General features: G+C 71.3%; 12 protein-coding genes. 5 read left to right on the top strand and 7 right to left on the bottom strand.

Going from position 1 to position 13,542, the window contains the following annotated elements; all coding sequences use genetic code 11:
- Window positions 1-8 precede the first annotated feature (8 nt).
- From glf to M4D54_RS07965, 3 genes are all read right to left on the bottom strand, one after another.
- Window positions 9-1,166, bottom strand: coding sequence for a UDP-galactopyranose mutase (gene glf / locus M4D54_RS07975; RefSeq protein WP_193864678.1), 1,158 nt, complete (start codon window positions 1,164-1,166; stop codon window positions 9-11).
- A gap of 111 nt (window positions 1,167-1,277) precedes the next feature.
- Window positions 1,278-2,162 (bottom strand): glycosyltransferase, encoded by an 885-nt coding sequence (locus M4D54_RS07970; RefSeq protein WP_259890901.1) that lies wholly within the window; start codon window positions 2,160-2,162, stop codon window positions 1,278-1,280.
- Window positions 2,163-2,172: 10 nt separating this feature from the next.
- Window positions 2,173-3,165, bottom strand: coding sequence for a glycosyltransferase (locus M4D54_RS07965; protein ID WP_193864676.1), 993 nt, complete (start codon window positions 3,163-3,165; stop codon window positions 2,173-2,175).
- A 629-nt stretch (window positions 3,166-3,794) separates the two neighbouring features.
- Between M4D54_RS07965 and M4D54_RS07960 the strand changes: the two genes are divergently transcribed.
- Window positions 3,795-4,712, top strand: coding sequence for an LCP family protein (locus M4D54_RS07960; RefSeq protein WP_193864675.1), 918 nt, complete (start codon window positions 3,795-3,797; stop codon window positions 4,710-4,712).
- Window positions 4,713-4,724: 12 nt separating this feature from the next.
- Here M4D54_RS07960 and M4D54_RS07955 read toward each other — a convergent pair whose 3' ends face one another.
- A complete protein-coding gene (locus tag M4D54_RS07955) occupies window positions 4,725-5,432 on the bottom strand; it encodes a glycosyltransferase family 2 protein (RefSeq protein WP_259890899.1) in 708 nt (235 codons plus the stop codon).
- Window positions 5,433-5,500: 68 nt separating this feature from the next.
- On the opposite strand from M4D54_RS07955, the gene M4D54_RS07950 reads away from it, so the two are divergent.
- Window positions 5,501-6,004 carry a DUF2304 domain-containing protein gene (locus tag M4D54_RS07950; protein WP_017823763.1) on the top strand — a complete coding sequence of 168 codons (504 nt, stop codon included), beginning with the start codon at window positions 5,501-5,503 and terminating at the stop codon, window positions 6,002-6,004.
- Window positions 6,001-7,974, top strand: coding sequence for a DUF6541 family protein (locus tag M4D54_RS07945; protein ID WP_259890898.1), 1,974 nt, complete (start codon window positions 6,001-6,003; stop codon window positions 7,972-7,974). The genes M4D54_RS07950 and M4D54_RS07945 overlap by 4 nt, the downstream gene beginning before the upstream one ends.
- Before the next feature lie 14 nt (window positions 7,975-7,988).
- Here M4D54_RS07945 and pseC read toward each other — a convergent pair whose 3' ends face one another.
- Window positions 7,989-9,116 carry a UDP-4-amino-4,6-dideoxy-N-acetyl-beta-L-altrosamine transaminase gene (pseC, locus tag M4D54_RS07940; RefSeq protein ID WP_193864672.1) on the bottom strand — a complete coding sequence of 376 codons (1,128 nt, stop codon included), beginning with the start codon at window positions 9,114-9,116 and terminating at the stop codon, window positions 7,989-7,991.
- 1 nt (window position 9,117) lies between these two features.
- The gene (pseB, locus tag M4D54_RS07935; RefSeq protein WP_193864671.1) at window positions 9,118-10,107 is read right to left on the bottom strand and encodes a UDP-N-acetylglucosamine 4,6-dehydratase (inverting); all 990 of its coding nucleotides are present in this window, start codon (window positions 10,105-10,107) and stop codon (window positions 9,118-9,120) included.
- 71 nt (window positions 10,108-10,178) lie between these two features.
- Between pseB and M4D54_RS07930 the strand changes: the two genes are divergently transcribed.
- Both M4D54_RS07930 and M4D54_RS07925 read left to right on the top strand, forming a co-directional pair.
- Entirely contained in the window at window positions 10,179-10,916 is a 738-nt protein-coding gene (locus tag M4D54_RS07930) for a cytidylyltransferase domain-containing protein (RefSeq protein ID WP_193864670.1), read from the top strand.
- The gene (locus tag M4D54_RS07925; RefSeq protein WP_259890897.1) at window positions 10,913-12,412 is read left to right on the top strand and encodes a bifunctional UDP-2,4-diacetamido-2,4,6-trideoxy-beta-L-altropyranose hydrolase/GNAT family N-acetyltransferase; all 1,500 of its coding nucleotides are present in this window, start codon (window positions 10,913-10,915) and stop codon (window positions 12,410-12,412) included. Before M4D54_RS07930 ends, M4D54_RS07925 begins: the two co-directional genes overlap by 4 nt.
- Here M4D54_RS07925 and pseI read toward each other — a convergent pair.
- Window positions 12,393-13,466 (bottom strand): pseudaminic acid synthase, encoded by a 1,074-nt coding sequence (pseI, locus tag M4D54_RS07920; RefSeq protein WP_193864668.1) that lies wholly within the window; start codon window positions 13,464-13,466, stop codon window positions 12,393-12,395. The genes M4D54_RS07925 and pseI overlap by 20 nt on opposite strands.
- Window positions 13,467-13,542: the final 76 nt, after the last annotated feature.

The raw sequence follows: 13,542 nt of genomic DNA, 5'->3' as shown, positions 1-13,542 counted from the left end.
CCGGCGGTTCAGCCGCGCAGCAGATCGGCGAGCTTGTTGTCAGCCATCGAGAGGGCCGAGCCGATCGCCATGTGCATGTCCAAGTACTGATAGGTGCCCAGGCGACCGCCGAAGAGGGTGCGCGGCTCGTTCTCGGCCTTCGCTCGGTACTTCAGCAGGGTCTCGCGGTCCTTGCCGGAGTTGATCGGGTAGTACGGCTCATCGCCGGACTCGGCGAAGCGGGAGTACTCGCGCTGGATGACGGTGCGATCCGTCGGGTAGTCGCGCTCGGGATGGAAGTGGCGGGGTTCGATGATGCGGGTGTAGGGGACATCCGCATCCGCGTAGTTCATCACCGAGGTGCCCTGGAAGTCACCGGTCGAGAGGTGCTCGGTCTCCAGGTCGATGGTGCGCCAGCCAAGGGTTCCCTCGGAGTAGTCGAAGTAGCGGTCGACCGGGCCGGTGTACACCACAGGGATCTGACCGCGCACGGCGTCGCGGTTCAGCTCCTGGGTGGTGTCGAAGAAGTCGGTCGAGAGCCGCACCTCGATCCTCGGGTGGTCCGCCATCCGCTCCAGCCAGGCCGTGTACCCGTCGGTGGGAAGCCCCTCGTAGGTGTCGTTGAAGTACCGGTTGTCATAGGTGTAGCGCACGGGCAGGCGGCTGATGATCGAGGCCGGCAGGTCCTTGGGGTCCGTCTGCCACTGCTTGCCGGTGTAGTGCTTGATGAATGCCTCGTACAGGGGCCGACCGATCAGGGAGATGCCCTTGTCGTTGAGGTTCTCCGGATCGGCGCCCGCCAACTCCCCGGCCTGCTCGGCGATCAGCGCCCGGGCCTCGTCCGGCGTATGGGCGGCCTGGAAGAACTGGTTGATGGTGCCCAGGTTGATGGGCATCGGGTACACCACGCCCCGGTGGGTGGTGTAGACCTTGTGCTGGTAGCCGGTGAAGCTCGTGAACCTGTTCACGTACTCCCACACCCGCTGGTTCGAGGTGTGGAAAAGGTGGGCACCGTACTTGTGCACCTCGATGCCCGTCTCCGGGTCCCGCTCGGAGTAGGCGTTGCCGCCGAGGTGGTCACGACGATCGATGATCGTGACGCTCAGTCCGTGCTCGTTGGCTGCGCGCTCGGCGATGGTCAGTCCGAACAGTCCGGATCCGACGATCAGCAGGTCAGGGGTCGCCACAGAGGGTCCTTTCGCATGGTCCAGCGCCTCGACGGAGGCTACGTTCACAGTAGCGGAGCGGCTGGGCGGGCACCGCAGGTGGGCTCGGCGCGCCGCGAGGTGTGCGCACCGTCATCCGTCTGTGCTCTCACCCGAACGGCTCGACGCGTCCGATCCTGTCTCGACGAACCGACGGTAGCCCAGACGGCGCGCCCACCCCGGAGCGAGGCGGTACCCGGCGCGCAGCACCACATTGCGCAGGCACAGGGCCGGGCCGGTGACGCCGTCCTTCAGCATCATCCTCTGCAGCCGCAGATCGCTGGCCAGCAGCCTCAGCCCCCCGCGACGCGCGAACAGCGCGTCGTCGACCCGATAGTCCACCAGCACCTGCGGCAGGTTCGCCATCCGTGCCCCGCCCAGCATCATCCGCTCCCACAGCCAGTAGTCCTCCAGCAGCGGCAGGTCGCGGTACCCGCCCACGGCAAGAGCCGTGGATCGGCGAAGGACCACCGTGGGGTGGTGGAACGGCGAGTGATGCGGGAGATAGGCCTCGATCTCGTGCTGGCTCAAGGGTCGAGCGCGGAGGGGCCCGCTGCCCGGGCGCACACGATCGGAGAACTCCCGCATGGCACCGCCCAGCAGGTCCAGCTCGTCCCGCACCATGCGGGGGATCTGCAGGGCGAAACGCTCGGGCCGGCAGATGTCGTCCGCGTCCGCCCGCGCCACGATCTCAGTGGGGGCGGCGCCGAGCCCGTCCTGCAGGGTGGGCGCTATCCCGCGGTGCGTCTGATGGCGCAGCACGCGGGCCGGGCCGAACTCCTTCGCCTCCACGCGCTCCACGAGTGCCTCCAGTGGCGAGGGAAGGGGGCCGTCGATGCTGAGAATCAGCACATCGGGCCGCAGCTGCTGGGAGAGCGTGGCCGAGGTGATGGCCCGTTCGGCCCAGGCGGGATCGTCACCGCCCCACAGGGGCATCAGCACGCTGAACGGCGCGCCGTGGGATCTGGCGATGGTCATGGCGGCATGCTCACCGGCCGGCGGCGCGCTCGATGCGGCGCACATCGGCAGCGGCCTCGCCGTCGAGTTCGAGCACCACGGCCGAGGGTCGGGGGCCGCGACGTGCGGCGGCGAGCGCCCCGCGCAATCCCACCCCGAGCAGGTCCCCGCGGTGCCGCAGCAGGCGGATGACCCAGCCCAGGGCGGTGCGCCCGCCGTACAGCACCTTCTCCACCGGGGAGAACGAAGAGGTGCGCAGCAGCGCCCAGATCCGGTTGCGCACATCGAAGTAGAAGCGGGATCCGGGATTGGCCTGCGCGTCGCCGAAGCGGGCAGTGCGGTGCTCGACAACCGAGTCGGGGACGTGGATCCCGCGGCCGTGGCGAAGCAGTCGGCCGGTGTGCTCGAAGTCGTCCGACCAGATGAAGTAGTCGGCGTACGGAAGCCCCAGACGGCGCACGTCCTCGGCGTTCAGCAGGGCCGAGACGTAGCTGGCGGTACGGATGGGTCGGCCTCCCGCGCGGGCGGCGTCGCGCTTGTCCTGAGCGCTCGCGCCCAGACGGTTGCGGGCCCTGTTCATGGGGTGGTCCCGGCCATCCGTCCACACGGCGCGCGAGCTGAGCACGCTGAGCCGCACCGGGGAGAGCTCGAGGGCGCGAAGCAGGGCGGCCAGCGCCCCGGGTCGCGGGATCGTGTCGTCGTCCATGACCCATACCCAGTCCGCCTCGTGCCGTACCAGGGCCCGGGCTATTCCGGCGGCGAAGCCCCCGGCCCCGCCCACGTTGCGGCGCAGGTGGACGACATCGGCCCCTACCTGGTGCTCCTCGGCGACACGCCCCGAGGCGTCCGTGGAGGCATTGTCGATCACCACCACGGCATCGGGGCGGCGCTCCTGCGCCGCCAGGGCGTCCAGGCATGCCTCCAGCAGCTGCTCGCGGTTGTAGGTGACGACCACCGCCACCACGCGCTGGGCGGATGCCTCGGCATGCGCGGTCTCGCTGCCTGCGGCGGGGGGATGGGTCACGGCGCCTCCTGCGATCGTTGCGGCCGCCCGGGCGGCGCGGGACCAGTCTACGGATCGCTGCTGGTGCGCCGGGGCCCGCACGAGGACGAGCTGTGAAGGTTCGCGAAAGGTTCGTCGGCACCTCGCTCGCTCCTCGGTGCGGGCGGGTGGAGGGGCTACCCTGTCCACCGCGGCCGCCGCCGCGACGTCATCACCGGCCCGGCGACGGGTCGATACCCGGCACGAGGAACCGGACCACGAAAAGGGGGGCGACGGCCATGTCCGAGGACCAGCCCGCGCGCACTCCCGAGGACGGCGCACCGCGCCGCCCCGGGCACCGGGCCAGGGCGGGCGGGAGCGCCCGCCCCGTGCCCCGTGTTCCGCGCGGACCGCGCAGCCCGAACCGCCGGCCCGCCCCCGCGACGCGTCGACATCCCGAGGAGCAGGCCACCCGGCCCCTCCCGCGCCAGGGTCACGACCCCGGGGCCGCGAGCACGGGTTTTGGCACTGCCACGGCCACCCCGGGCCGCCCCGAGCCCCGGGGCTCCCGCCGCGAGGGTTCCCGCCCGGCCGCACCGGGGGCGGTCCCGCCCGGTCCGCACCGTTCCGGCCCCCGACCGCGACGACGCCGCTCCCGCATCCCCCGTCCCGTGCGGCTCGGCGCAGTGCTGACGGCGCTGCTGCTGGTGGCGGTGCTGGGGTGGGGCGCGGGCCTGCTGCTGTGGGCCGACAGCCGGATCGATCACGTGGATGCGCTGTCCGGGCGCGCGGACACACCGGGCACCACCTACCTGATCGCCGGCTCGGACCGCCGGGAAGGCGACGCCGTCGCGGACGACGGCACCCAGGGGGTGCGCACCGACACCATCATGCTGCTGCACAAGGCGCCCAACGGCACCGACTACCTGGTCTCGCTGCCTCGCGACACGCTGGTGGAGATCCCCGGTCACGGCAGGTACAAGCTCAACGCCTCCTATGCCTTCGGCGGGGCGCCTCTGCTGGTGGAGACGGTGGAGGAGTTCACCGGGCTGACCATCGACCACTACGTCGAGATCGGCTTCGACGGCGTGCAGAACGTCGTGGACGCCGTGGGGCACGTGAACCTGTGCATCGACCAGGACGTGGACGACGAGCGCTCCGGTCTGCGCATGGCCGAGGGCTGCCACGACGTGGGAGGGGAGCAGGCCCTCGCCTTCGTGCGCGCCCGCTACTTCGACCCCACAGCCGACCTGGGTCGCCAGCAGCGCCAGCAGCAGTTCGTGGGGGCGCTCATGGACCGGGTGTCCTCCCCCGGCGTGCTGCTGAACCCGGTCTCGCAGGTGCGCCTGGCGGGAGCCGGGTCCGATGCCCTCACCACCAGCGAGGGCACCGGGATCGTGGACGTGGGGGTGATGGGGCTGTCGGCGCGTGGTGCGATGGCCGACGGCGCCATGCCCGTACTGCCGATCGAAAATCCGGCTTTCCAGACCCGGCACTCCGGGGTGGCGATCCTCACCGACGAAGACGATGTGGCTGCGTTCTTCGGCTCGATCGCCGACGGGAGTGCCGAGGTGTCGGCAGGCAGCTGAGCCGAGCCGAACTCAGCGGAAGAGCATGTCGATGACGATGTTCACTGAGTTCAGGATCGGCTGGCCCTTGGAGCGCGAGTAATCGGTGTACAGGATGTGCACGGGGTGCTCGCGCACGGTGAGCTGGTGGCGGCCGATCTCCTCGACGATCTCGGATGCGTGCGCCATCCGGTTCTGCTCGATGGTGATCTTCTCGCAGGCCTCGCGTCCGAACACCCGCAGGCCGTTATGGGTATCGGTGAGCTTCACGCCGCTGGTGAGGTTCGAGTAGTGGACCGCGCCCCACAGCACGAGGCGTTTGATCAGTCCCGGTTTCGTGCGCGCATCGAGAAAGCGAGAACCGAGCACGACGTCCACCTGCTCCTGCTCCCGCAGCGCGATCATCTGGGCGGCGTCCTCCACCTGGTGCTGGCCATCGGAGTCGAAGGTGACGATCTGGCGCATGTGAGGGTCGCGCAACGCGTAGTCGATGCCGGTCTTCAGGGCGGCACCCTGCCCCATGTTGTAGGGGTGGCGCACCACGGCCGCCCCGGCCTCCGCTGCGATCCGGGCGGAGTCGTCGTGGCTTCCGTCGTCCACGCACACCACCAGCGGGTAGCGGCTGCGGAGATCGCGGATCACGTCGCCCACCACCGTGCCCTCATTGAACAGCGGCACCACGAACCAGGTCGTGTCGGCCCCGGGCGCGGACAGTTCGCGCGAGGGGGCAGCGCTGTTCATGGGTTCTCCTCGTGCTCGGGGTGGTCGGCGGTCGATACCCGTACGCCCGAGGAGGATAACCTGTCGCCGTGGACAATCTCCTTCAGGCTCTCGGCCCGACGGTCGGGGTGAGCGGGCGCACATTCATCATCCAGTTGCTGCTGATGGCAGGGATCGTGGTGATCGTCGCCTGGCTCTTTATCAAGCGCGGCGCGAAGCAGCTGGCGGTCCGCCGGCTGCTGGTCATCGCATTCGCTGTGTTCGCTGTGCTCACGGTCCTGTTCCCCACCGTCCTCACCCGGGTGGCGAACCTGGTGGGCGTAGGACGAGGAGCCGACCTGCTGCTCTACACGACCGTCCTGGTCCTGCTGGGGTTCCTGGCGCTTCAGGAGGCCCGGACGAAGTCCGCGGAGAAGCGCACCACCTATCTGGCCCGGCGCCTGGCGATCGACGAGGCCGAACCAGCCGTGCAGTACCGAGAGCGCTCGCTGAGCGCGCATCGGCCCGCGGTGCAGGGACCTGAGCGATCCCTGGACGTCCACCGAGACCTCCCCCACCACCCTGAGCGGACCCCTGACGAGCAGTACGGATGACCGACCTGTTCCACCTCGTCATCGCGGTCCTCCTCGTCCTGGTCGCTGCGTACCTGCCCGGCTTCTGGACGGTCAGGGCACTGGCAGGATCTCGACTCCTGGCACTGTCCCTGGCCCCGGCGATCAGCGCCGCGGTGGCCGGGATCGGAGCGATGGTCGCACCGGTGGTCGGACTCGACTGGTCATGGCTGTCGTTCGCAGGGTCCGGCGCGGTCCTCGTCCTGGCGGCGTGGATCCTCGCCCGCCGCGGCGTGCGACTTCCCGCCACACTGCTCGACGGGCCCCTGGTGGCCCGCCGCTCCCCCGCGGCCCTGGTGGCCTGGATCGGCGCCCTCACCGCAGCACTCGCGGTGACCATCGGCCCCATCGCCGCCCGTGCCGGCCGACCCGATGCCGTCCTGGAGCGCTACGACACGCTGTTCCACCTCACGGCACTGACATACATCCGCGAGACCGGCAACGCCTCGAGCCTGAACCTGAACGCGGTGGCGAACACCGCAGGCCGTCCGGCCTCCTACCCCGCTGCCTTCCATGACCTCGCCGCACTGGTTCCCCTCGTCGACATCCCGATCGTGCTCAACGGCACGGTGCTCGCCCTGGCGCTGGTGCCCTGGATCCTGGGGACGGCACTGCTGGCACGGGTGGTGTTCCCCCGGGTGACGTGGGCGCCGCCCGCCGTCGCCCTGGTCGCGACGCTGATCCCCGCGAGCCCCGTGAACCTGTGGATCCACCTCTCCCCGGTCCCGAACCTCGCCGGCTTCGCGGCCCTGTCCGGGGCACTGGCCGGCGCCGTGGCGCTGTGGACCGCTCTTGCGGCCCAGGCGGATCCTGCGCCGCAAGAGGCGGCACGTCCCCCTCGGGGCGGGATCGCACCGGCCCCTGCACGGCAGGCTGTCATCGCGGCGCTCCTCGCCATCGGCCTGGCAGGAGCAGGGCTCGCCCTCCTGCATCCGAACGTCGCTGTCACGGCCCTGATCCTGCTGGCAGTGCTGACGACGGTGACGGGGCTCCCCCAGTGGCGGAGGCGACCCTGGCTGATCGCCGTGCCGGTGCTGGCGATGCTCCCTGTGGCCGTCCTGGCCTACACCCCGCTCGGCGCGCGGGTGACGGGTTTCGCCGGTGGTCTCCAGGTGCCGTGGTGGAACGCCCTCGCCGAGGTCGGCCTGGGACTGCTGACCGTGTGGCCGATGGCCCTCGGCGTGGTCATGGCCGCCCTGTGGTGGCCGGGTCTGGTGACAGCACTGCGTACCCCGCAGCGGTGGCTCACCGTGGCTTGGCTCGTGCTTGCCGTCATGTACCTCGACGCAGCGGTGGACTCGCCCCTGAACCTGTCGGTGCTTTACTTCCGCGGTCAGGACCGGATAGCCATCCCGCTGGCGATGCTGTCGGCACTGCTCGTGGTCCCCGGGCTGCAGGCGTGGGCGGGCCTGCTGCGGCGGACCCTCGACGTGGATGCTGCGCGCGGACGCCGGCCTGTGATCGCTGTGCTGGTCGTCCTCGCGACGGTGGCGGCCCTCTCCTCGATCCCGACGCGTCTGGACAACGCCGCCAAGAACCTCGCGGAGCACTACCCGGGCAGAGGTCGCTTCCTGCAGGCCGACGAGCTCGCGCAGTTCGCACGCACCGCCCCGCAGCTGGACCGCGACCGGTCCATCCTCGCCAGCCCGTACTCCGGCGCGGCCCACATGTACGCACTGCACGGATTGCCCGCATACCTGCCCGTCGCCGGAGTCGCGCTGAACGACTCCGACCGGGCCGCGATCGAGGCGGTACCGCTGGCCGGCTCCTCCCCCGCGCACTGCCGCGCACTGCTCGACCAGGGCATCGGCTACGTGTACCAGGAAAGGCTGCTCTACCAGTTCGACCCCGCGTTCAGGTCCATCGGTGAACGCGGGGACGATCTGGGGACGGTCGTGTTCGAGACCGAGCACTCCCGGCTCATCCGGATCGAGTGCGATCCGGGGCAGTGACCCTCAGACAGGAGTCAGCCTGCCACGGCCACCCGGGTAGCCTCGATGACGCGTTCGACATCGGAGTCGGTGAGCGCCGGGAACATCGGCAGTGAGATCTCGCGGCGGTAGTAGTCCTCCGCCACGGGGCACATCCCGCGCTGGTAGCCGAGATCATCGAAGACCGGGTGCCAGTAGGCGGGGATGTAGTTGACCTGCACCCCGATGCCCTGCTCGCGCATGGCCTCGAAGATGGCGCGGCGCCGCTCGGCGGGGACGCGCAGCGGGTAGAGGTGCCAGGCGGGCGCCGCCCCCTCGGGCACGGCCGGGATGTCGACGCCCTCGAGGTCGCCGAGCGCCTCGTCGTAGGCCTTCTTCACCTCGGCACGGCGGGCCACGAACGCATCGAGGCGCGCGAGTTGGCTGGTGCCCAGCGCGCAGAGCACGTCCGGCAGGCGGTAGTTCAGCCCGAAGCTGTGGACCTCCTGGTGCCAGGGGCCCTCGTCGGGGTATCGCTGCACCGCCTTGTCGCGCACCAGGCCGTGGTTCTTGAACGCCCGGGCGCGGGCGGCGAGGTCCGCGTCGGCCGTCACGACGGCACCGCCCTCGGCGGTGGTGAGGTTCTTCGTGGGGAAGAACGAGTAGGTCGTGAGGTCGGCGAGGGAGCCCACCGGGACGCCGTCCTGGGTGGAGCCGATGGAGTGCGCGGCGTCCTCGAGGAACAGCGCGCCCTGCCGGGACGCGATCTCGCGCAGGGCCGTGCCGTCGACCGGCACGCCGGCGTAGTCGACGCCCGCGATGACCTTGGTCCGCTCGGTGACCACGGCCTCGACGGCGGCGGGGTCGAGGTTGCCGGTGGCCGGGTCGACGTCCGCGAACACGATCTTCGCGCCGTGCAGGGCGGCGCCCGCGGCGGTCGCGACGAAGGTCAGCGGGGTCGTGACGACCTCGTCGCCGGGCTCGATGCCCGCAGCAGCGTAGGCGACGTGCAGCGCCGCGGTGCCGGAGGTGACCGAGACCGCGTGCTCCACGCCCGCGCGCTCGGCGATCGCCGCCTCGAAGCGGTCGACCTCGGGGCCCGTGGTCAGCCAGTCGCTGCGCAGCGCCGCCTCGACGGCCGCGATGTCGTCGGACTCGATGGACTGACGTCCGTACGGCAGCACCTCAGATCCCTCCCTCGATGATGTCCGCGATCTCCTGCTGGGTGTACCACTGGTCGTTGGAGTCCGAGCGGAAGAAGAACCCGGGCTCGACCGGCACGGCGCCCTCGGGGGCCTTGTAGCCCCAGGTCGCGAGGTCGGGCTGGATGATGAAGTACTTGCCGTCCTCGATGATGACCGCGCGGCGGCCCTCCTCGGGGCTGATCATCTCCTCGTGGAGCTTCTCGCCGGGGCGCAGGCCCACGTCGACCATCTCGGCGCCGGGCACGACGGCCTGGGCGAGGTCGGTGACCTTCATGGAGGGGATGCGCGGGACGAGCAGCTCGCCGCCCTGCATGAGCTCGAAGGTGTCGATCACCATCTGCACGGCCTGCGGCAGGGTGATGAAGAAGCGGGTGCAGGTCATGTCCGTGATCGGCAGCGGCTTGCCCTCCTCGCCGAGGCGGCGGAAGAAGGGGATGACCGAGCCGCGCGAGCCCATCACGTTGCCGTAGCGCACCACGGCGAAGCGGGTGTCGTAGCTGGCGGCGTAGTGGTTGCCCGTGATGAAGAGCTTGTCGGCGGTGAGCTTGGTGGCGCCGTAGAGGTTGATCGGGCTGGAGGCCTTGTCGGTGGACAGGGCCACGACCTTCTTCACGCCGGCGTCGATGGACGACTCGATGACGTTCTGGCTGCCGAGGATGTTGGTCTTGACGAACTCGAAGGGGTTGTACTCCGCGGTGTCGACCTGCTTGAGCGCGGCGGCGTGGACGACGTAGTCCACGTCCTTCAGCGCACGGGCGAGGCGGCGCTCGTCGCGGATGTCACCGATGAACCAGCGCAGGCGGGGGTCGTTGCCGAACTGGTTGCGGACCTCGTACTGCTTCAGCTCGTCCCGCGAGAAGACGACGACCCGTCGCGGGTTGTGGTTGTCGAGCACTTCACGCAGGAAGGCCTTGCCGAAGGAGCCGGTCCCACCGGTGATGAGGATGGAGGCACCGCTGAGGAGCGACATGCAGATCTCTTTCGTCGACGGGGTTGGGGCGGCACCCGGGCGACCCGGGACGCGCGTGCCATTATGGCACGGTGACCGATACACGAACCGTCGCAGTGATCCAAGCTCGTACAGGCTCCTCCCGCCTCCCCGGGAAGGTGCTCCGGCCGCTCGGCGGCCGACCGGTCCTGGGGTGGATGGTGCGGGCCGCCCGCGCCGCCTCGGGCATCGAGGACGTCGTGGTGGCGACGTCCACCGCCCCCGGGGACGACGCCGTCGCCGAGCTCGGCGAGGAGCTGGGCGTGCAGGTGGTCCGCGGCAGCGAGGACGACGTCCTCTCCCGCTTCGTGCTCGCCCTGGAGGAGACCGGGGCCGATGCGGTGGTGCGCCTGACCGCGGACTGCCCGCTGGCGGACCCCTCGCTGATCTCCGCCGTGGTGGGGCTGTGGAAGGCCGATCCCTCGCTGGACTACACCGCGACCACGCTGGTGCGCACGCTGCCGCGCGGCCTGGACGTCGAGCTCGCCTCGCGGGAGGCGCTGCTGACGGCCGATGCGGAGGCCGAGAGCTTCCACCGCACGCACGTCACCTCCTATCTCTACGACTCCAAGCGCTACTTCCGCACCATGGGCCTGGTCGTCCAGCCGGCCGCGAACGACCTGCGGGCGACCCTGGACACCGTCGAGGACGGCGAGATGCTCGACGCCGTCGTCGCCGAGCTCGGGGACCGCGCGCCGGCGTGGCACGAGGTGGTGGACCTGCTGCGCTCGCGCCCCGACATCACGCGGATCAACGCGGGCGTGCGCCAGAAGAAGCTGGCCGACGGATGACCCACGTCGCGATCCGATGCGACGCGACCCCGTCGGGAGGCATCGGCCACCTGGTGCGGGCGCTCTCCGTCGCCGACGCCGCCCGCGCCGCCGGGCACACCGTGGTGGTCGCCGGCTCGATCGAGGCGCCGCTCGCCCGGCACCTGCTGGCCGAGTCCGGTCTCGAGGTGACCGCGGCGCCCGAGGACCTCGGGATCCTCGCCGCCGAGCAGGGCGCGAGCGTCGTCCACGTCGACGACTACACGATCGGGGCCGACGCCCGGGACCAGGTGCGTGCCGGCGGCGCGCTGCTGTCCTCGATGGAGGACGGCACCTTCGGCCGCCGCCCCGCCGACGTCGTCGTCGACTCCACGATCCGCGCCGAGCGAATCGGCCGCCCCGAGGACGGCAGCGGCGAGGTGCTCCTCGGCATCGCCTACGCCCCGATGCGCGCCGAGGTGCGCGCGGCGCGGGAGAAGCGGGTCGACGAGGACCACGACGTCAGCCGCGGCGTCCGGGTGCTGATCGTCATGGGCGGCACCGACGCGACCGGCGCCGCCGGGACCCTCGCCGCCGTCTGCGCCGCCGCCGAGGGCGTCGCGCACGTGAGCGTCATCGCGCCCGAGCACGGCTGGGATGCGGTCCGGGCCGAGGCCGGGGAGGACGTCGAGCTGCTCGCCCCCTCCCCCGCCTTCCTCGAGCGGGCGAGCGCGGCGGACCTCGTGGTCAGCGCCGCGGGCACCACGGCCTGGGAGCTGGCCTGCATCGGCGTGCCGAGCCTGCTGGTCGCGGTGGTGGAGAACCAGCGCGCCGGCTACGAGGCCGCCCTCGCCGAGCGGATCGCCCGCGGGCTCGGCACCCTCGAGCAGGTGCGCGCCGACCGTCCCGCAGCGACCGCGGAGGTGGAGCGGGCGGTCGCGGACCTGCGCGCGATGCGCAGCTGGACCCCGGTGGGCCGGGAGAAGGTCGACGGCCACGGCGCGGAGCGGATCGTCGCCGCCTGGGACGCGGCGCTCGCGCGACGGATCGGAGCGGCGGAGGCGCCGGTCGCGGCGCGGCCCGCGACGCCGTCGGACTCGCCCCTGCTGCTGCGCTGGCGCAACGACCCGGAGACCCGGATGGTCTCCCGCGACTCCGACCCGGTGCCGTGGGAGTCCCACTCCGGCTGGTACGCGCGAACGCTGGAGAACCCGTCCCGCGAGCTGTACGTCGTCGAGCGGGGCGGCGCGCCCGTCGGCACCGTGCGCTTCGACGCGCTGGAGGGCGCGTCGGCGGGCGAGGAGTGGGAGGTGTCCATCACCCTCGCCCCCGAGGCGCGCGGTCACGGGCTCTCCCGTCCGGTGCTCGCCGCCGGCGAGGCGGCCTTCGGGGCACGTCACCCCGGCGCGGTCGTCGTCGCCGCGATCCTTCCCGACAACCTGCCGTCCCAGCGGCTGTTCGCCGGGGCCGGCTACGTGCTCGATCCGGATCGCGACGACGGCGCGTTCGACGTGCTGATCAGACGAGATCCCAGCTGAGCGGCGTCCCGCGCTCGACGTCCTTCGCGAAGGTGCGGCCGAGGACCACGTCGAGATAGCGCGGCTCGAGGCCGCCCGCGGGGCGGATCGAGCGGACGTTCTCCGCGGTGATCTCCTCGCCGGCGCGCACGTCCTTCACCACGAACAGCGAGCGGCGCAGGCGCTGGGACTCGGCCTCGGACTTCGTCGGGCCGACGTGCACCTCGCCGAGCGCGAGCCAGGCGGCGTAGGACTCGTCGACCAGAGCCTTCAGCTCCTCGGGCTCGAGGGAGAAGTCGGAGTCGACGCCGCCGTCGGCGCGGCGCAGCGTGACGTGCTTCTCGAGGATCGCGGCGCCGAAGGCGACGGCCGCGACGCTCACGCCGATGCCCTTGGTGTGGTCGGAGAGGCCGCCGACGACCTTCCAGGTGTCGGCGAGCACCGGGATGGTGCGCAGGTTCGACGCCTCGGCGGTCGCCGGGTAGGAGGAGGTGCAGCCGAGCACGGCGATCTGGTCGTTGCCCTCGGCGCGGAGGGTCTTGACGGCGAGGTCCACGTCGCCGGCGTCGGCGGCGCCGGTGGAGAGGATCACCGGCTTGCCGGTGCGGGCCACCTTGCGCAGCAGCGGGATGTCGCCGATCTCGAGCGAGGCGATCTTGTAGACCTCGGCGCCGAGGTCCTCCAGCAGGTCGACGGCCGTGTCGTCGAAGGGGCTGGAGAACGGGATCATGCCGTGCTCGCGGGCGCGGGCGAAGATCGCCTCGTGCCACTCCCACGGGGTGTGCGCCTCCTGGTAGAGGCTGTAGAGGTTCCGTCCGCCCCACAGGCCGTGGCTGTCGGTGATGCGGAAGGCGGGGCCGTCGGCGTCGATGGTGATCGTGTCCGCCGTGTAGGTCTGGAGCTTGATCGCCGGGGCGCCGGTCTCCGCGATCGCGTCGACGATCGCGAGGGCGCGGCCGAGGTCGCCGTTGTGGTTGCCGGACATCTCCGCGGCGACGAAGGGAGGGTGCTGCACACCGACCGGGACGTCTCCGATCCGGAACGACTGGGGGGAAGCGCACTGGGTGGAAGTCATGGAGCGATCCTAACGGAGAGGCCCCCTCCGACTTCCTGCACGCGCCTCTTCCGAGGCGTCCCACAGGCCCGGAGCA

The sequence above is a fragment of the Brachybacterium sp. p3-SID1565 genome, assembly GCF_025143785.1.
GTDB classification, from domain to species: Bacteria; Actinomycetota; Actinomycetes; order Actinomycetales; family Dermabacteraceae; genus Brachybacterium; species Brachybacterium epidermidis.
The sequence above is the reverse complement of the archived record's forward strand: the minus strand, read 5'-3'. Positions and strand labels throughout refer to the sequence as shown.

What these genes read in the sequence shown, in the direction of transcription:
- M4D54_RS07970 (WP_259890901.1), bottom strand. Translation starts at nt 2,162, where the DNA reads ATGACCATCGCCAGATCCCACGGCGCGCCGTTCAGCGTGCTGATGCCC.
- pseI (WP_193864668.1), bottom strand. Translation starts at nt 13,466, where the DNA reads ATGACTTCCACCCAGTGCGCTTCCCCCCAGTCGTTCCGGATCGGAGAC.
- M4D54_RS07945 (WP_259890898.1), top strand. Translation starts at nt 6,001, where the DNA reads ATGACCGACCTGTTCCACCTCGTCATCGCGGTCCTCCTCGTCCTGGTC.
- M4D54_RS07955 (WP_259890899.1), bottom strand. Translation starts at nt 5,432, where the DNA reads ATGAACAGCGCTGCCCCCTCGCGCGAACTGTCCGCGCCCGGGGCCGAC.
- pseB (WP_193864671.1), bottom strand. Translation starts at nt 10,107, where the DNA reads ATGTCGCTCCTCAGCGGTGCCTCCATCCTCATCACCGGTGGGACCGGC.
- M4D54_RS07925 (WP_259890897.1), top strand. Translation starts at nt 10,913, where the DNA reads ATGACCCACGTCGCGATCCGATGCGACGCGACCCCGTCGGGAGGCATC.